Source organism: Gordonia sp. i37 (genome assembly GCF_002043085.1).
In the GTDB taxonomy this organism is placed as follows: domain Bacteria; phylum Actinomycetota; class Actinomycetes; order Mycobacteriales; family Mycobacteriaceae; genus Gordonia; species Gordonia polyisoprenivorans.
This window is the reverse complement of the sequence record NZ_MVPX01000302.1, coordinates 1-15,895: the sequence shown is the minus strand read 5'-3', so window position 1 is coordinate 15,895 and position 15,895 is coordinate 1. Positions and strand designations below refer to the sequence as shown.

Genomic DNA, 15,895 nt, shown 5'->3' with positions numbered 1-15,895 from the left:
AGGCAGCGGTGCCTACAGATACTGGGCCGTCGATCCGGACACCGGCGTCTGTGGCAGACCGAGCTTGCGGTGATCCCAGGAGCGCGTCCGGCTTCCGGTGATGCGTACCGCGACGCGCTTGTTCATCATCTGCTCGACGAAGGGTTTGGATTCCTCGGTGTACGGGGCGGTGTAGCGCTCCCACACCGAGATACCCACCTGCAGGCAGGAATCGGCGTCGTCGAGGATCTCCGCGGTGCCCTCGATGGCCACGCCGCGCAAGGTGTCGTAGGTGTCGCCGTCCTCGATGAGAACCGAACACCGATTGTTGCGCCGGAGATTGACGGCCTTCTGCGACTTGGCCTTCGTCTCGAACCAGATCTCGCCGTCGATGATCCCGTACCACATGGCAACGAGATGAATGCTGCCGTCGGGTCCGGTCGTGGCGAGGGTGGCGGTTCGGCTGCGGGCGATGAACTCCTCGATCTCGTCGGGACTCATCACGATCTGGGTGCGCTGGTTTGTGCCCATTGCCCGGTCACTTCCTCCTCATGCCCGCGACCGGAAACCCGTCCGCGGATTCCTGTGGTTCATCTCTGTGTGGTTCGTGCCTGTGGTTCCTCACCGACGCTAACCCAGTGGCCCTATCGGGCCGACACCAACCTCTTGTGGATGGCGTCGGCGGCGGCGAGCAGATCCGCGGCCCAGCGGGCCCCGGGCCGGCGTCCCATCCGGTCGATCGGCCCCGAAACCGAGATCGCGGCAACGACTTCGCCTGCCGCATCGCGTACCGGGGCCGAGACGCTGGCGACGCCCGCCGCACGCTCACCGGCACTCTGTGCCCACCCGCGTCGTCGGATGTCGTGCAGTGAGCGGTCGCTGAAGGCACTGTCGGCCAAGAGGTGTCGCTGTGTGCTCGTGTCGGCCCACGCCGCGAGGACCTTCGCGGCCGACCCGGCGGTCATCGGGAACCGGGTGCCCACCGGGACGGTGTCCCGCAGGCCGGTCGGTGGTTCCATTGCCGCGATACACACCCGCTCGGAGCCTTCGCGGCGATACACCTGGACCGATTCGCCGGTGATCTCCCGCAGTCGCGGCAGCACCATCAGTGCGGCCTCGCGCACCGGATCATGTGCCGAGGAGGCGAGTTCGCCCAAGGCCGGCCCGGGATACCAGCGGCCGGCGGCGTTGCGTGCGAGCAGGCGGTGCGTCTCGAGTCCCACCGCGAGTCGATGCGCGGTGGCCCGGGGCAGGCTGGTGCGTTCGCACAATTCCGTGAGATTGCACGGGGTCTCGGCGATGGCGCGCAGGACGGTGACCGACTTGTCGAGGACACCGATTCCGCTGCTGGGCTCCGATGCGCTATCCTTTCCCATAGGACGATACTAGCTGTCCAAATACTGAGATGCACGTCGGTCGGTGATCCGCAGCCCATTCCGGTCGCCGACAGCGACTTTGCCAGAGACGGATGCGAGTGCAGCCATGACGAACAACCCAACCGGATCGAACAGCCCTGCGGGCGCGACATACAGCGCTGCGGACACCCACAACACCCCAACGGGGCCACGCACTCTCGCCGAGAAGGTCTGGGAGGACCACGTCGTCGTCCGCGGGGACGGGGCGTCGAAACCCGACCTGATCTACATCGACCTTCACCTGGTCCACGAGGTCACCAGCCCGCAGGCCTTCGACGGTCTGCGGCTCGCAGGCCGTCCCGTGCGCCGGCCCGACCTGACGATCGCCACCGAGGATCACAACGTCCCGACGATCAAGACCGATCTCATCGCCGACCCGGTGTCGCGCACGCAGGTCGAGACCCTGCGTCGTAATTGCGAGGAATTCGGTATCCGGCTGCACCCCATGGGAGATGCCGAGCAGGGCATCGTGCACGTCGTCGGCCCGCAACTGGGACTGACCCAGCCGGGTATGACGGTGGTCTGCGGCGACTCGCACACCTCGACCCACGGCGCATTCGGTGCGCTGGCAATGGGAATCGGCACCTCCGAGGTCGAGCACGTCCTCGCGACCCAGACGCTGTCCCTGCGTCCCTTCAAGACCATGGCCATCACCGTCGACGGTGATCTGCCGACCGGCGTCACGAGCAAGGACCTCATCCTGGCCGTCATCGCCGAGATCGGTACCGGCGGCGGGCAGGGCTACGTCCTCGAATACCGCGGCTCGGCCATCGAGAAACTGTCGATGGAAGCGCGGATGACCATCTGCAACATGTCGATCGAGGCCGGCGCCCGCGCCGGGATGATCGCGCCCGACGCCGTCACCTACGAGTACCTGCGGGGCCGCCCCAACGCCCCCACCGGCGCCGACTGGGATGCGGCGGTGGCCTATTGGGATTCGTTGCGCACCGATCCCGGCGCGGAGTTCGACGCCGAGGTCCGCATCGACGCCGCCACGCTCTCTCCGTTCGTGACCTGGGGAACCAATCCCGGCCAGGGCGCGCCACTGTCGGCGACGGTGCCCGATCCGGCCGACATGGGCGACGAAACCGCCTCCGGCGCAGCAGCCAAGGCGCTGCAATACATGGACCTCACGCCCGGCACCCCGCTGCGCGAGGTGGCCGTCGACACCGTGTTCGTGGGCTCGTGCACCAATGGACGGATCGAGGATCTGCGTGCCGTTGCCGAAATCCTCAAGGGCCGCAAAGTGGCAGACGGACTCCGGATGCTGGTGGTGCCCGGGTCGATGCGCGTGCGTGCACAGGCCGAGGAGGAGGGTCTCGGTGAGATCTTCACTGCCGCAGGCGCCGAGTGGCGTCAGGCCGGATGCTCGATGTGCCTCGGGATGAACCCCGACCAACTCGCCCCGGGTCAGCGCTGTGCCTCGACCTCCAACCGCAACTTCGAGGGCCGGCAGGGTAAGGGTGGGCGAACTCACCTCGTCTCACCGGCCGTGGCCGCCGCCACCGCGGTGCGCGGCACCTTGTCCTCGCCCGCAGACCTGTAGCGCCCCAGAAGTCTTGGCCTTCGGCGGGAACTCCCGGCGAGTCCCCGCCACACCTCTCATTCGCAGACCGGAGTCACATCATGGAACCCTTCATCGAGCACACCGGGATCGGCGTGCCGTTGCGCCGCAGCAACGTCGACACCGACCAGATCATCCCCGCCGTCTACCTCAAACGGGTCACCCGAACCGGATTCGAGGACGGACTCTTCGCCGGCTGGCGCTCCGATCCGGACTTCATCCTCAATGCCGAACCCTGGAATCGCGGTTCGGTCCTGGTCGCCGGACCTGACTTCGGGACCGGGTCGTCGCGCGAACATGCCGTCTGGGCGCTGTCGGACTTCGGTTTTCGGGTGGTCATCTCCTCCCGGTTCGCCGACATCTTCCGGGGCAACGCGGGCAAAGCGGGCCTGGTGGCCGCCCAGGTCGAGCAATCCGACGTCGAACTGCTGTGGAAGCGACTCGAGGAGCAGCCCGGCCTCGAAGTGACTGTGAGCCTTCCCGAGCGGACGGTGACCGCAGCAGACCTCGTGGTGCCGTTGACAATTGATGACTACACGCGGTGGCGTCTGATGGAGGGCCTCGACGACATCGGCCTGACATTACGGCAGGTAGACGCGATTTCCGAGTACGAGAACGGGCGGCCCGCCTTCAAGCCGGTGACCCTGCCGGCCTGAGTTCTGCTCCCGGGTTCGACCTCTCGGCAAGCCCCGAACGCCATCGACGGAACGTGTTAGCGGCCTGAAATTTTCGCAACACGTCCCGTCGATTGGCGTGGAAGATGGACGTTTTCGCCTCGGACGTTTACCGTGTGGGGTTAGCTGGCTATATCAGATACGGCCAGAACAGCTTGCGGAGGTATATCAATGAACAAGGCAGAGCTCATCGATGAGCTGACCAAGAAGCTCGACGCTGATCGCAAGACCGCGACCGAAGCGGTCGAGCTGATCGTCGACACCATCGTCCGCGCGGTGAACCGCGGCGAGAGTGTCACCATCACCGGGTTCGGTGTCTTCGAGAAGCGTCGTCGCGCACCGCGCGTCGCACGCAACCCGCGTACCGGTGAGACCGTGAAGGTGCGCGCCACCTCGGTTCCGGCGTTCCGTCCGGGCGCGCAGTTCAAGGCCGTCGTCGCCGGCAAGCAGAAGCTCTCGGCGACCGGTCCGGCCGTCAAGCGCGGAAGCGGTGCGGGCACCACCACCGCCGCGAAGAAGACCGCGGCGAAGAAGGCCCCGGCCAAGAAGACCGCGGCAAAGAAGGCTCCCGCCAAGAAGACCGCCGCCAAGAAGGCCCCGGCCAAGACCACTGCAACCAAGACCGCCGCCAAGAAGGCGCCGGCCAAGACCACTGCAGCGAAGAAGACCGCGGCGAAGAAGGCTCCCGCCAAGAAGACCGCGGCAAAGAAGGCTTCCGCCAAGAAGACCGCCGCCAAGAAGGCTCCCGCCAAGAAGACCACCCGGCGCTGAGCCCGCAACCGGGGCACACCCGGGGCGACCACGATCGCACTCACCCCTGACGAACTTCCCTCGTCAGGGGTGAGTTGCTGTGTGGGGCCCCGCCATCGACGAGTTGCGGTCGGCTCAGTGATCGAGTCGCCTTCGGCTCAGTGGTGACGAGTCGCCTTCGGCTCAGTGGTGACGAGTCGCCTTCGGCTCAGTGATCGAGACGCGGGAGAGGAGAATCGATGTGGTCGGCCGCCACCAGAGTGCCGGCGAGTGCCGAGAGCACCCACACACTTCCCTTGCGGTTGCGCGCCTTCGGCAAGGTGAGACCGTCGTGCTCGGCCCACCACTGCATCAGCGGCGGAATCACCTTGCCCTGACTACACACCGCACGCACCCGCCCATCCCCGGGCTCGGCGAGTTCCCTGATCCGCGCACGGGCCGGCGCCGGGTCGTCGGCATAGGCCGCCTCCGACAACGTGGGTTCCTCGATGATGGTGCCCCCGAGACGATCTCGGGTCGGGGCGAGAGTCTCGACGCAACGGACCGGGTTCGCACTGTGCAATTCGGTCACCCCGAACGCCGCCAGTAAGGGCACCAGCGCCCGCGCCTGCTCCCGACCCACCGCGTCGAGAGGGCGCGTCCGGTCCTCACCCCGATACCGAGAACGACTGCCCGCACGCGCATGCCGCACCAGCAGCAACGTCGTGAGCTCGACGGGTAACCGCGTGAACTCCTCCAGCACGGAACGATCCAGCCGATAGCTCAGGCGATCCGCCGCCTGCTCCGTCGACAACCAATCCAGCTCGTCGACCTCATGATTGGCCTCGAAGCGCCCACCCACCGACTCCGCCGACCAGTACCGGACATGCTTGCGGCCGTGCGGCAGATCGTAGGACACCGTCGTCAGCAGCCGACCCAGACGCACCACATGCCCGGTCTCCTCGTCGATCTCCCGGACAGCGGTATCGATCAGGGTCTCACCGGCGTCGAGCTTGCCCTTGGGCAACGTCCAATCGTCATACCGCGGGCGGTGCACCACCCCGATCTGCACCGTCCCCTTCGATCGGCGCCACAACACCCCACCGGCCGCCCAAACGGTCCTGGCGGGAGCGCTCTTCTGCGAATCCGACTTGCCCGACTTGGACATCGCCTCGTGTACACCTCTGCTCTTGTCGACACCCGTGAACCCCTGGGACGCGGGCGATCGTAACCGACCACGGTTACCGGACGGTGTCGACCCACCCCGGCAGGATCATGCGCCCGAGTCCCGGCGGGGTCATGCGCCCGAGTCCCGGCGGCGATTCCGCCGCATCATCTGGCGCTGATGATCGCGCACCTCTTCACCCGCGGCGGGGGAGGCCACCCAGCTACCGTCGGAATGCAGCACCCAGCACCGGGTTCGCGGATCGAGGGCGGAGGAGAAGATGTCGGCGAGTTCACCGGTGAGGCGCTCATCGCGCACCTGCACCATCACCTCGATCCGACGATCGAGGTTGCGGTGCATCATGTCCGCGCTGCCGATCCAGTACTCGTCCTGCGCCCCGAAATGCATGATGCGCGAATGCTCCAGGAACTGTCCCAGGATCGAGCGCACCACGATGTTGTCACTCACGCCCGGCATCCCCGGCCGCAATGCGCAGATTCCGCGTACCACGATCTCCACCGGAACCCCGCTCTGCGAGGCCCGATACAGGGCGTCGATGACCTGCTCGTCGACGAGTGCGTTGGCCTTCAAACGAATCCGCGCGCGCTCGTCGCCCTCGTGATGAGCGAGGATCTCCCGATCGATCCGATCGACGATTCCCGAACGGATGCCGTTCGGGGCGACCAAGATGTTGCGGTACTCGGTCTTGCGCGAGTAACCGGTCAGCGTGTTGAACAGATCGGTCAGGTCGGCGCCGATATCCGGTGCGGCGGTGAGCAACCCGACGTCCTCGTACAGCCGGGCGGTCTTCGGATTGTAGTTGCCGGTTCCGATGTGGCAGTAGCGCTTGATCGTCGAACCCTCACGCCGCACCACCAGGCAGGTCTTGCAGTGCGTCTTCAGGCCGACGAGACCATAGACGACGTGGACACCGGCCTGCTCGAGTTGACGCGCCCACTTGATGTTGGCCTGTTCGTCGAAACGTGCCTTGATCTCCACGAGCGCCACGACCTGCTTGCCCGCTTCGGCGGCGTCGATGAGCGCGTTGACGATCGGCGAATCACCCGACGTGCGGTACAGCGTCTGCTTGATCGCCAACACGTGCGGATCGGCAGCAGCCTGTTCGATGAACCGCTGAACGCTGGTCGAGAACGAGTCATAGGGATGATGGACGAGCACATCGCCTTCGCGCAGGGTGGAGAAGACACTCTTGGGCGTCTCGCGTTCACCGAACGCCGGATGTGTTGCGGGAACGAACGGACGATCCTTCAGGTGCGGACGATCCAGACCGTAGATCTCGAACAGCGAGGACAGGTCGAGCAATCCGGGTACCTGGATGACGTCGGCCGGATTGACGTCGAGTTCCCGCAGCAGCAACTCGAGCATGTGCTCGCTCATGTCGTCGGCGACCTCGAGACGCACCGGTGAACCGAAACGGCGACGGGCGAGTTCGCGTTCGAGAGCCTGCAACAGGTCCTCGTCGCGATCCTCCTCGACCTCGAAATCGGCGTTGCGGGTGATCCGGAAGACGTGATGCTCGACGATCTGCATCTCCGGGAACAGATGTTCCAGATTCGCGGCGATGAGGTTTTCCATCGGCAACAGCACGGCGGGGTGGTGGCCGCGGCCGTCGGCCACCGCCGACCCGGGAGCGAGCTGGTCGACGCGGACGAAACGATTGACGTTGTCGGGCACCTTGACTCGCGCGAAGTGCTCGCCGCCCTCGTTCGTGTCCTTCACCGTCACCGCCAGATTCAGCGACAGCCCGGAGATGTAGGGGAACGGATGGGCCGGATCGACGGCGAGCGGGGTGAGTACCGGGAAGACCTGCTCGTGGAAGTGCTCCACCATCCGCTTCTGCTGATCGGCATCGAGCTCCGACCACGACACCACGTGAATTCCGTTGTCCGCCAAGTCGGGTCGTACCGAATCGAGGAACACGCGGGCATGCCGGTCGGCGAGGGTCTGGGTGCGCCCGGCGATGCGCAGCAACTGCTCGCGGGGGGAGAGGCCGTCCGCGGACCGCACCGACAAACCGGTCTCGTCGCGGCGTTTGAGCCCGGCGACCCGCACCATGAAGAACTCGTCGAGATTCGAGGCGAAGATCGCGAGGAACTTCGCGCGCTCGAGCAACGGCAGCGACGTGTCCTCGGCGAGTGCGAGCACACGCGAATTGAAGTCGAGCCAACTGAGTTCGCGATTCAGATAGCGGTCCTCTGGCAGATCGGCCGATTCGTCTGGTGCCAGGGTGGCCGCCGGCGGGGCGCCGGGGATCGCGGTGAGTGGCTGGGTCGAGGTGTCGTCTGCGGGGCTCACCGCTCAATCATGACGCATCGGTCCGGCGAGCCGCAGCCTCACCGCCCGGCCCGGGACCACCACGACGCCCGACGTCGCGTAATCGGTCCGTCGAGACCGAGAACAGCTCGCGTGTGCGCTCCCACTCCCAGAGCGACCGCGGCCTCGAGGTCGGCAGCGGTGTCGACATCGGTGCGCAGATCCGGCCAGCGCCGGTGCGCCGGATCGATCTCGAGTGCTCCGTCGGCGCGATGCGCGGCGGCCGAACCGATTCCGAAGCGCGGCAGTCGAACATCGTCGGCGGGACGCAGGAGAAGCGCGGTCCCGTCGCCGCCGGCGTCGGTGACCAATGCGTACGGGATCTCGGCGCATTCGTCGAGTACGGTGCGGATGCTGGCGGCGTCTGCGGCCGGGAGATCGGCCTGCACCATCAGCACGCCTCGGATGTCGCGCCGGTGGGCGCGTATCCACTCCGCCCCCTGCGCGTAGGCATGATTCAGTGACGAGTCCGGGCGTGCGACCTCCGGCAAGGCCAGGGCCCCGGCGGCGGCGACCGCACGCAGAACGTCGTCGTCGGGGCTGACCACGACGATCGGGCCCAGTCCCGCCGACCGCACCGCCGCCAGGGTGTCGAGCAGCATCGAGAGCACCAGCTCGCCGTGCTCACCGATCCGTGTCACCGGCGATGCCGGGGCTGCTGGTCCGGGTGCCGTGCTCGGTGGGTTGCGGGACGCGGCGAGACGGGTCTTGGCGGCACGGAGGTGTTTGACGACCAGAACGGCGGCCACCGCCGGCGTCTGCACGTGATCGTTGCTGTTCTCGCCTCCCACGCTCCCATGATGGACGACGCGGCGCAGTCGGCGCCGACCGCGTGCCCACCGGACACCCCAATCACGGTGGATGGGCATCGGCCGCGGGCTAGGGTGAAGGCCACAATCGATCGGTGAAGGGGAGTGGACGTGCGCGCGGTGGTCATGGGTGCCGGGTCGTGGGGGACCGCGACGGCGAAGGTTCTGGTCGACGCGGGAACCGACACCGTGTTGTGGGCCCGCCGGCCCGAGCTCGCCGAGACGATCAACGCCGAGCACACCAACCCCGACTATCTCACCGGCATCGCCCTGCCCGAGCAACTCCGTGCCTCCAGTGACCTCGAGGAGGTATTGCCCGACGCCGACATCGTCGTGTGCGCGGTGCCGTCGCAGTCGTTGCGCGACAACCTGACCGCGTGGAGGCCGCATCTCGGCTCGGACGCGACGCTGGTGTCGCTGGCCAAGGGGATCGAGACGCATTCGTTGATGCGGATGAGCGAGGTGATCGCCGAGGTCGGCGAGGTGTCAGAGGATCGGATCGCGGTACTGACCGGGCCCAACCTCGCGCGGGAGATCGCCGAGGGACAGCCGGCGGCAACGGTGATAGCCTGCCGCGATGAGCAACGCGCAGAAGCGTTGCAGAGCGCCTTCAACACCGGTTACTTCCGTCCGTACACCAACACCGACGTCGTCGGTTGTGAGATCGGTGGCGCGGTGAAGAACGTGATCGCCCTGGCATGTGGGATGGCCAGCGGTGTCGGATTCGGACAGAACACCCTGGCAACCATCATCACCCGAGGCCTGGCCGAGACGATCCGGCTCGGTGTCGCCGTCGGCGCGCACATCGAGACCCTCGCCGGTCTGGCCGGCATCGGTGATCTGGTGGCGACGTGCTCATCTCCGTTGTCGCGCAACCGAACCTTCGGTGCGCGACTCGGCGAGGGGGCGACAATGGAACAGGCGCAGGCCGCCACCAACGGGCAGGTCGCCGAAGGCGTGAAGTCGTGTACGTCGGTGCGTGCGCTCGCCGAACGTCACGAGGTGTCGATGCCGCTGACCGATGCAGTCCACGGTGTGTGCCATTCCGGGATGTCGGTCGCCGACGCGGTCGCGTCGTTGCTCGGCCGTACCACCAAGCCCGAGGTCTACCGGGACTGATCCGGGTACGGCTCGCCGATCACCCGAAATCCAAAGGCCCGGTGGGTAATACGCGACCGATCGCGGCCGAGACGTCGGTGATCGAGGAGTTTCCGCCACTGACCGGAACCCACAGCGCCACATAGGGTCGGTGATCGACACACACATAGGCCTGCCCACGGTTCTCGATCGTGTCGGTGATGAACCACTGCACACCGTTGACCGTCTGCAGTCGGCTCGACGGGGCGAGTTCGCTCGGCCGGTCCACACCACAGCGCACGGTCACCGGGTCGCCGCCGTCGGACCCCTTCCAGGTTGCGGTGTCACCGTCGACCTGCTTGGCGCCGAACCCCTCGAACGACTCCGGTAGCGCGGCCATCAGTGTCGCGCACCGGCCGGCATCGGCGGACGTGGCCGCCGTGTACGAATCGACCGGGGTCTGCTGCTGATCCGACGACTTGAGTGCCGCATAGGTGATGAATCCGACGATGACCATGATCGGGATGGTGACGAGCGTGGCGATCAGCGCCGGGCTCAATCGCGGCCCCGAGCCGCCCTCGTATCGAGCGTGATCGGGCTCGCCGGTGGTCGTCTCGGTGGGCTCGGATTTGTCGCGCCCATCGCCGGCGGAGTCTTCGGGGCTACTCACACGCCTCACCCTAACCGTGCCGGGACCTGCACCCCGCGCTGCCCGTGCCGAGTCGTCTCAGTGCGCGGTGGTCACCACCGGGCAGGTGAGGGTTCGGGTGATGCCGTCGACCTTCTGGATCTGCGGGACCACATCGTTACGCAGATGCGCGGCGTCGGCGGCGTCCACCCGGACGATCACGTCGTACGGTCCGCTGACCTCTTCGGACGAGGCGACCCCCGAGATCTCTGCGATGGTCGCTGCGGCCAGAGCCGCACGTCCGACCTCGGTCTGGATCAGTATGTAAGCCTGAACCACGGCCATCCTCTCCACATCTGCCACGTCGCGGGAATCGGGCTGATGACCCCGCAGGCGGTGCCGCGGCGACCGGGCTCACAACGCCCGAACCACTACACTGCTGGGACACATTGTCGCTGACAACCCCGTGGGTGGCGAGTCGGCACCGCGAGGGAGGGGAGTCGAGGTGGGCACCGAGCCCCTCGGTGGTCGGCCCGATCACGGTGTTGACCACGGCCGGCACGACGTCGGCCGGCACGAGGTCGACAGGTCGGAGGTCGACAGGTCGGCGGTCGACAGGTCGGCGACGCTCGGCGAGGTGGGGGAGCGAGCGATCATCGCGATGTTCACCTCAGCGGTTGCGCACCGGCCCGAATCGTCGTCCGGCAGCGACATCGTGATCGGGTCCGGTGACGACGCGGCGGTCTTCGACGTCGGGCCGACCGTCATCAGTACCGACACCGCGGTGCAGGACCGCCACTTTCGACTCGAATGGTCCGGTGCCGCACAGATCGGTGCGCGTACCGTCGTGCAGAGTGCCGCCGACATCGCCGCGATGGGCGGCCGGACGACCGGAGCGGTTGTGGCGCTGGCCTGTCCGCCGCAGACCACGGTCGGTTGGCTGGCCGATCTGAACACCGGCATCGTCGATGCCGCGCATCGCCTCGGGGCGCGGGTGCTCGGCGGTGATCTCGTGGCCGCCGACGAGATCGTGGTGAGCATCACCTCGGTCGGCGCCCTCGACGGTCTCGCACCGGTGACATTGTCCGGGGCGCGTGCCGGCGATCTGCTGGCGGTCAGTGGTCCGCTGGGATCGGCGGCGGCCGGGTTCGCGGTGGTCTCCCGATCCGGTGTCGCGCCGATGGCGCGGTGGCAGCGCGACGCCGATCCGCGTGCGACGGTGGTCTCGGCGTTCCTGTTGCCGGCGCCGGATCTCTCCCAGGGTGTCCTCGCCGCGCGCGCGGGGGCCCACGCCATGACCGACATCTCCGACGGCCTGGTCGAAGAACTCCGCACGATGGCCGCCTCCTCCGGGGTGTCGCTGGCCGTCACCGGAGATGCGGTGCCCAGATGCGCGGAGGTCGACCAGGTCGCCGCCCTGCTGGGTGCCGACGCACGGACCTGGGCGCTGACCGGTGGGGAGGACCACGAACTGTTGGCGTCGTTCGCGCCCGGCGCGGTACCGCCCGGGTGGACCGAGATCGGCGAGGTGCGACCGGGACCGGCCCGCGTCACCATCGACGGCGCCGACATCGCCGGGCTCAGCGGGTGGCGCGCATTCGATCGGTGAGGCACCCGGCGGTCGGTGCTCGACGGTCGGTGCTCGCCACGGGCATTCGCGGGGTGGCGGACCGCGACGAGTCCCGGCGGTGATTAGATCACCACCATGGCGATCTATGCGCTCGACGACCGAGAACCGGAACTGGGGGAGGACGTCTACGTTCATCCCGATGCGACCGTCATCGGCGCGGTGACACTGGCCGACGGCGTCTCGGTGTGGCCCGGCGCAGTGCTGCGCGGTGACTACGGCACGATCACCATCGGTCGGCGCACCAACATCCAGGACGGCACCGTCATCCATTGCACGCCGATCCATCCGACCGTCATCGGTGCGGGCTGCGTCGTCGGCCACAATGCCCACATCGAGGGCTCGACCATCGGTGACGATGTGCTGATCGCGTCGGGGTCGGTGGTGCTCAATGGCTCCACGGTCGGAGCGGGTGCGATCGTCGGGGCCGGCGCGGTGGTCCCCTTCGATGCCGAGGTGCCCGCACACCGGATGGTGCTCGGCATCCCCGCGAAGTTGCGTGAGGGATACGAGGTGCCGCCCGGACATCTCGAGATGAACGTCGAGATGTATTTCCAGAACGCCCAGCACTACCGGACATCGCTACGGAGGCTCGACTGATCATGGCGCCCAAGCCACTTGCCGAACTCCTCGATCCCGGTTGGGCACACGCACTGGAACCGGTGGCCGACGTCATCACCGAGATGGGGCAGTTCCTGCGTGCCGAGAACGAGTCCGGGCGTGGTTACCTGCCCGCCGGACAGAATGTGTTGCGCGCCTTCACCAGTCCTTTCGACGATGTTCGGGTACTCATCGTCGGTCAGGACCCCTATCCCACACCGGGGCACGCGGTGGGTCTGAGTTTCTCGGTGGCGCCGGAGGTTTCGCCGATTCCGCGGTCGCTGGCCAACATCTACACCGAGTACTGCGAGGACCTCGGCTATCCGCGCCCGGCCAACGGTGACCTGACACCGTGGGCCCGCAATGGTGTCCTGCTGCTCAACCGCGTGCTGACCGTGACGCCCGGAGAACCGGCCTCACACCGCGGAAAGGGTTGGGAGAAGGTCACCGAATGTGCCATCAAGGCGCTCGTCGACCGGGACGAACCGCTGGTGGCCATTCTGTGGGGGCGTGATGCCGCGGGCCTGCAGCAGTGGATGCCCGACGTGCCGGCCATCGTCTCGGCGCACCCCTCACCGTTGTCGGCGAGTCGCGGGTTCTTCGGGTCACGGCCCTTCAGTCGCGCCAATGCCGAACTCGAGGATCTCGGCGGCGAGCCGGTCGACTGGCGCTTGCCGTCCTGAGCGTCTGAATCCCTGAGCCCCCGCGCCCGAGACCTCACCGACGGCGCCCTTCATTTCGCCGACGGCGCCCGATATTTCGCCGACGGCGCCTGCCGGGGTGCCGATGGCGCCCGCTGCCGTCGGTGCCGAGCGCGGTCGGCGTCGGGGAGAGCGCTGTCGGCGGAAATCCGAGCGCTGTCGGCGGGGTCGAGGCTGTTGCCCGACGCCGGCAACTCAGCGGGAGAAGCGCCGCGCACCCGGATCGGTACGTTCCTGCCAGCCGACGCGCTCGAGTTCGGGGACGTCCGTGATGGTTTCGGGGTATCCCAGGCACAGATAGGCGGTGAGTGACCAGGTGTCGGGCACCTCGAGAGTGCGGTGCGCGGCCGCGGCGTCGAGGATCGAGACCCATCCGACGCCGACGCCGTGTGACCGTGCGGCGAGCCACAGCGCGGTGACGGCCGCCACCGTCGAGTAGTCGAGCGTCTCCGGCATGGTCGCTCGCCCGAGACCGTGCCCTTGGGGCAGTTCATGATCGGTGAACACCGCGAGGTGGACGGGGGCGTCGTGGAGCCCGGCGAGCTTGAGCCCGGCGTAGAGCCGGGCACGTTCGCCGTCGTAGCCGTCGAGGGCGTCGGCGTTGCTCCGCGCGAAGTTCTCCCGGATCTGTCCACGGCACCGCGGTGATCGCACCTCGACCCATCGCCACGGCTGCGAGTTGCCCACCGACGGAGACAATTCGGCGCGATGCAGGATTGTGTCGAGCAGGTCCGCATCGATCGGGTCGGTGCGGAACCGGCGTACATCACGCCGCAGGGCGAACAATCGATCGAGCTCGTCGCGGAAGTCCGGGCCGAACTCGGCTGCGATGTCAGTTGTCGCGTGCGGCAACGAAATCCGGGCTTCGCTTGGCGATGAAGGCGTCGATTCCCTCGATCCCCTCGGGCTCACCACTGCGCTCGGAGATCGACCGGGCCTCGGCGAGAAGGTGTTCCGGCAGTGACGTGGTCGCCGACGCGGTGAGCAGGTGTCGGGCCGCCGAGAGCGCAGCGCGCGAACCGGAGGCGAGGGTCTGCGCCACCGCTTCGGCCTCGGTGACGATCGCGTCGTCGTCGACGACCCGGGACAGGATGCCGATCGAGAGCGCCTCCTCGGCGCGGATCACGCGGTTGGTGAGGATGATCTCGCGAGCACGGGCTGCGCCAACCGCCCTCGGCAGGGTCCAGGACATGCCGCCGTCGGGGGTCAGACCGATTCCGCCGTAGGCGGGTCGCAGAGCCGTCGAGGTTCCGCCGATCGCGATGTCGGCGTGGAGCACGATGCTCATGCCGGCACCGGCGGCCCAGCCCTTCACGGCCGCGACGACGGGGCGGTCGGCACCGGCGAGCGCGAGTACGAAGGCATGGAAGTTGTCGGCGACCTCGCGGAGGTAGGCCGGACGGTCCGGCGCGTCGGCGAAGGCGCGGACATTGCCGCCGGCACAGAAATTGGCGCCGGGACCGGTGAGGAGGATCGCACCGACCTCGCGCTCGCCGCGGGAGATCTCGTTGAGTGCCGCGGTGGCCTCGCGCAGTGCGGTGTCGTCGAGGGGGTTACCGGCCGAGGGGCTCGAGACGGCAATGGTCAGGATGGCGCCGTCCTGGGTCACGGGAGAGCGGCCTGCGGCGTCAAGGGTGGCAGTCATGACCGTCACCTTAGCCGGGACACGAAAAAGACCCGACCCCGGCCCGAGCGTTCGCTCGGTGGGTCGGGTCTGCTCGCCGACGGTCGCAGGTCGAACGACCCGAGGGTCGGTCAGACCAGGGAGGTCTTGCCGGCCTTCAGGCAGGAGGTGCAGACGTTCTTGCGCTTCCGGTTACCCGGGGCGACCTCGACGCGGACCGACTGAATATTCGGATTCCACCGGCGGTTGGTGCGGCGGTGCGAGTGCGAAACGGACTTGCCGAAGCCCGGACCCTTGCCGCAGACGTCACAGACGGCAGCCATAACGAACTCCTCGGGGGTGAGTGGTGTGTGGTTCTCGGTCAGCCCGCCGTCACAAGCTCCGAACGGGCGCGACGACAGCGCGCGCCGTATACCGGAGCCACGTTGGCGGCAAGGCAACCGTGCAAGGATAGCGGGCCCGGCGGCCGCCGACCAAATCCGTGCCGGACCCCATGTCGGCGATCCGGGGAAGTCCCCAGCCCTGCGGAGTCCGATCCGACACCGTCGGTCCTCGCGAGTAACCTCGACCACAGTTGTCGGCGAAGCCGGCAGCTGCGGTGATTCGGTGCTCTCGCGGGTCGAGGACGCGCGTTGTCGGTGGGAGGTGGTCGTGGCGGCATTCGATGGTGGCATGACCGATGGTGTGGGCAGCGAGGGGGCTGCAGAGCACGGGGGCATGGCGCACGGGGGTGCGACACATGGGGGTATGACACAGACGATGAGCCCGGCGCTGCTGCGTGACTGGGCTGCGGCGAGCGCCGACGGGCTCGAGGCGGCGCGCGGAGAGATCAACGACCTCAACGTCTTCCCCATCCCGGATTCCGACACCGGCAGCAACATGGCCTACACGATGCGCGCCGCCGCCGATGCCGCCGCGGCCCTGCCCCACGATGCCGACATCGCAGCGGTGGCCCGCACACTCGCCGAC

18 protein-coding genes are annotated in these 15,895 nt (G+C 67.6%); 8 read left to right on the top strand and 10 right to left on the bottom strand.

The window, feature by feature from the left end; all coding sequences use genetic code 11:
- Positions 1–12: 12 nt before the first annotated feature.
- Positions 13–510 carry a PPOX class F420-dependent oxidoreductase gene (locus B1964_RS14470; protein ID WP_006371031.1) on the bottom strand — a complete coding sequence of 166 codons (498 nt, stop codon included), beginning with the start codon at positions 508–510 and terminating at the stop codon, positions 13–15.
- A gap of 113 nt (positions 511–623) precedes the next feature.
- Positions 624–1,355 (bottom strand): IclR family transcriptional regulator, encoded by a 732-nt coding sequence (locus B1964_RS14465; protein ID WP_006371032.1) that lies wholly within the window; start codon positions 1,353–1,355, stop codon positions 624–626.
- A gap of 106 nt (positions 1,356–1,461) precedes the next feature.
- Here B1964_RS14465 and leuC point away from each other — a divergent pair, with 106 nt between their 5' ends.
- The 3 genes from leuC (at position 1,462) to B1964_RS14450 (ending at position 4,403) form a co-directional block, all read left to right on the top strand.
- Positions 1,462–2,940, top strand: coding sequence for a 3-isopropylmalate dehydratase large subunit (gene leuC / locus B1964_RS14460; protein ID WP_079930269.1), 1,479 nt, complete (start codon positions 1,462–1,464; stop codon positions 2,938–2,940).
- An 80-nt stretch (positions 2,941–3,020) separates the two neighbouring features.
- On the top strand, positions 3,021–3,614 hold the full coding sequence (gene leuD / locus B1964_RS14455; protein ID WP_006371034.1) for a 3-isopropylmalate dehydratase small subunit: 594 nt from the start codon (positions 3,021–3,023) through the stop codon (positions 3,612–3,614).
- 189 nt (positions 3,615–3,803) lie between these two features.
- Positions 3,804–4,403: an HU family DNA-binding protein gene (locus B1964_RS14450; protein WP_079930268.1), complete on the top strand. Its 600-nt coding sequence runs from the start codon at positions 3,804–3,806 to the stop codon at positions 4,401–4,403.
- Positions 4,404–4,590: 187 nt separating this feature from the next.
- Here the strand turns inward: B1964_RS14450 and B1964_RS14445 are convergent, their stop codons facing one another.
- The 3 genes from B1964_RS14445 to cofC form a co-directional block, all read right to left on the bottom strand.
- Entirely contained in the window at positions 4,591–5,529 is a 939-nt protein-coding gene (locus tag B1964_RS14445) for a bifunctional NUDIX hydrolase/histidine phosphatase family protein (protein WP_006371036.1), read from the bottom strand.
- Positions 5,530–5,658: 129 nt separating this feature from the next.
- The gene (locus B1964_RS14440) at positions 5,659–7,842 is read right to left on the bottom strand and encodes an RNA degradosome polyphosphate kinase (protein WP_079930267.1); all 2,184 of its coding nucleotides are present in this window, start codon (positions 7,840–7,842) and stop codon (positions 5,659–5,661) included.
- 38 nt (positions 7,843–7,880) lie between these two features.
- Positions 7,881–8,651 (bottom strand): 2-phospho-L-lactate guanylyltransferase, encoded by a 771-nt coding sequence (gene cofC / locus B1964_RS14435; RefSeq protein WP_079930284.1) that lies wholly within the window; start codon positions 8,649–8,651, stop codon positions 7,881–7,883.
- Between the two features lie 129 nt (positions 8,652–8,780).
- On the opposite strand from cofC, the gene B1964_RS14430 reads away from it, so the two are divergent.
- Positions 8,781–9,788: an NAD(P)H-dependent glycerol-3-phosphate dehydrogenase gene (locus tag B1964_RS14430; RefSeq protein ID WP_026920014.1), complete on the top strand. Its 1,008-nt coding sequence runs from the start codon at positions 8,781–8,783 to the stop codon at positions 9,786–9,788.
- A gap of 19 nt (positions 9,789–9,807) precedes the next feature.
- On the opposite strand, the gene B1964_RS14425 is transcribed toward B1964_RS14430, so the two are convergent.
- Positions 9,808–10,416, bottom strand: a complete 609-nt coding sequence (locus B1964_RS14425) for a DUF3515 domain-containing protein (protein ID WP_079930266.1) — start codon at positions 10,414–10,416, stop codon at positions 9,808–9,810.
- A gap of 57 nt (positions 10,417–10,473) precedes the next feature.
- The gene (locus B1964_RS14420) at positions 10,474–10,719 is read right to left on the bottom strand and encodes an Lrp/AsnC ligand binding domain-containing protein (protein WP_014360508.1); all 246 of its coding nucleotides are present in this window, start codon (positions 10,717–10,719) and stop codon (positions 10,474–10,476) included.
- A gap of 160 nt (positions 10,720–10,879) precedes the next feature.
- Between B1964_RS14420 and B1964_RS14415 the strand changes: the two genes are divergently transcribed.
- From B1964_RS14415 to B1964_RS14405, 3 genes are all read left to right on the top strand, one after another.
- Positions 10,880–11,983 carry a thiamine-phosphate kinase gene (locus B1964_RS14415; RefSeq protein WP_079930265.1) on the top strand — a complete coding sequence of 368 codons (1,104 nt, stop codon included), beginning with the start codon at positions 10,880–10,882 and terminating at the stop codon, positions 11,981–11,983.
- 96 nt (positions 11,984–12,079) lie between these two features.
- The gene (locus B1964_RS14410; protein WP_006370592.1) at positions 12,080–12,601 is read left to right on the top strand and encodes a gamma carbonic anhydrase family protein; all 522 of its coding nucleotides are present in this window, start codon (positions 12,080–12,082) and stop codon (positions 12,599–12,601) included.
- A 2-nt stretch (positions 12,602–12,603) separates the two neighbouring features.
- Positions 12,604–13,284 (top strand): uracil-DNA glycosylase, encoded by a 681-nt coding sequence (locus tag B1964_RS14405; RefSeq protein ID WP_006370593.1) that lies wholly within the window; start codon positions 12,604–12,606, stop codon positions 13,282–13,284.
- Between the two features lie 213 nt (positions 13,285–13,497).
- On the opposite strand, the gene bluB is transcribed toward B1964_RS14405, so the two are convergent.
- From bluB to rpmB, 3 genes are all read right to left on the bottom strand, one after another.
- On the bottom strand, positions 13,498–14,154 hold the full coding sequence (bluB, locus tag B1964_RS14400; protein ID WP_079930264.1) for a 5,6-dimethylbenzimidazole synthase: 657 nt from the start codon (positions 14,152–14,154) through the stop codon (positions 13,498–13,500).
- The gene (locus tag B1964_RS14395) at positions 14,135–14,947 is read right to left on the bottom strand and encodes an enoyl-CoA hydratase-related protein (RefSeq protein WP_172398843.1); all 813 of its coding nucleotides are present in this window, start codon (positions 14,945–14,947) and stop codon (positions 14,135–14,137) included. The genes bluB and B1964_RS14395 overlap by 20 nt, the downstream gene beginning before the upstream one ends.
- A 110-nt stretch (positions 14,948–15,057) precedes the next feature.
- Positions 15,058–15,249, bottom strand: coding sequence for a 50S ribosomal protein L28 (rpmB, locus tag B1964_RS14390; protein WP_006370596.1), 192 nt, complete (start codon positions 15,247–15,249; stop codon positions 15,058–15,060).
- 424 nt (positions 15,250–15,673) lie between these two features.
- Between rpmB and B1964_RS30715 the strand changes: the two genes are divergently transcribed.
- A partial coding sequence (locus B1964_RS30715) for a DAK2 domain-containing protein (protein ID WP_366664286.1) occupies positions 15,674–15,895 on the top strand: 222 nt, incomplete at its 3' end.

What these genes read in the sequence shown, in the direction of transcription:
- B1964_RS14470 (WP_006371031.1), bottom strand. Translation starts at nt 510, where the DNA reads ATGGGCACAAACCAGCGCACCCAGATCGTGATGAGTCCCGACGAGATC.
- B1964_RS14465 (WP_006371032.1), bottom strand. Translation starts at nt 1,355, where the DNA reads ATGGGAAAGGATAGCGCATCGGAGCCCAGCAGCGGAATCGGTGTCCTC.
- leuC (WP_079930269.1), top strand. Translation starts at nt 1,462, where the DNA reads ATGACGAACAACCCAACCGGATCGAACAGCCCTGCGGGCGCGACATAC.
- leuD (WP_006371034.1), top strand. Translation starts at nt 3,021, where the DNA reads ATGGAACCCTTCATCGAGCACACCGGGATCGGCGTGCCGTTGCGCCGC.
- B1964_RS14450 (WP_079930268.1), top strand. Translation starts at nt 3,804, where the DNA reads ATGAACAAGGCAGAGCTCATCGATGAGCTGACCAAGAAGCTCGACGCT.
- B1964_RS14445 (WP_006371036.1), bottom strand. Translation starts at nt 5,529, where the DNA reads ATGTCCAAGTCGGGCAAGTCGGATTCGCAGAAGAGCGCTCCCGCCAGG.
- B1964_RS14420 (WP_014360508.1), bottom strand. Translation starts at nt 10,719, where the DNA reads ATGGCCGTGGTTCAGGCTTACATACTGATCCAGACCGAGGTCGGACGT.
- B1964_RS14410 (WP_006370592.1), top strand. Translation starts at nt 12,080, where the DNA reads ATGGCGATCTATGCGCTCGACGACCGAGAACCGGAACTGGGGGAGGAC.
- B1964_RS14405 (WP_006370593.1), top strand. Translation starts at nt 12,604, where the DNA reads ATGGCGCCCAAGCCACTTGCCGAACTCCTCGATCCCGGTTGGGCACAC.
- B1964_RS14395 (WP_172398843.1), bottom strand. Translation starts at nt 14,947, where the DNA reads ATGACTGCCACCCTTGACGCCGCAGGCCGCTCTCCCGTGACCCAGGAC.
- rpmB (WP_006370596.1), bottom strand. Translation starts at nt 15,249, where the DNA reads ATGGCTGCCGTCTGTGACGTCTGCGGCAAGGGTCCGGGCTTCGGCAAG.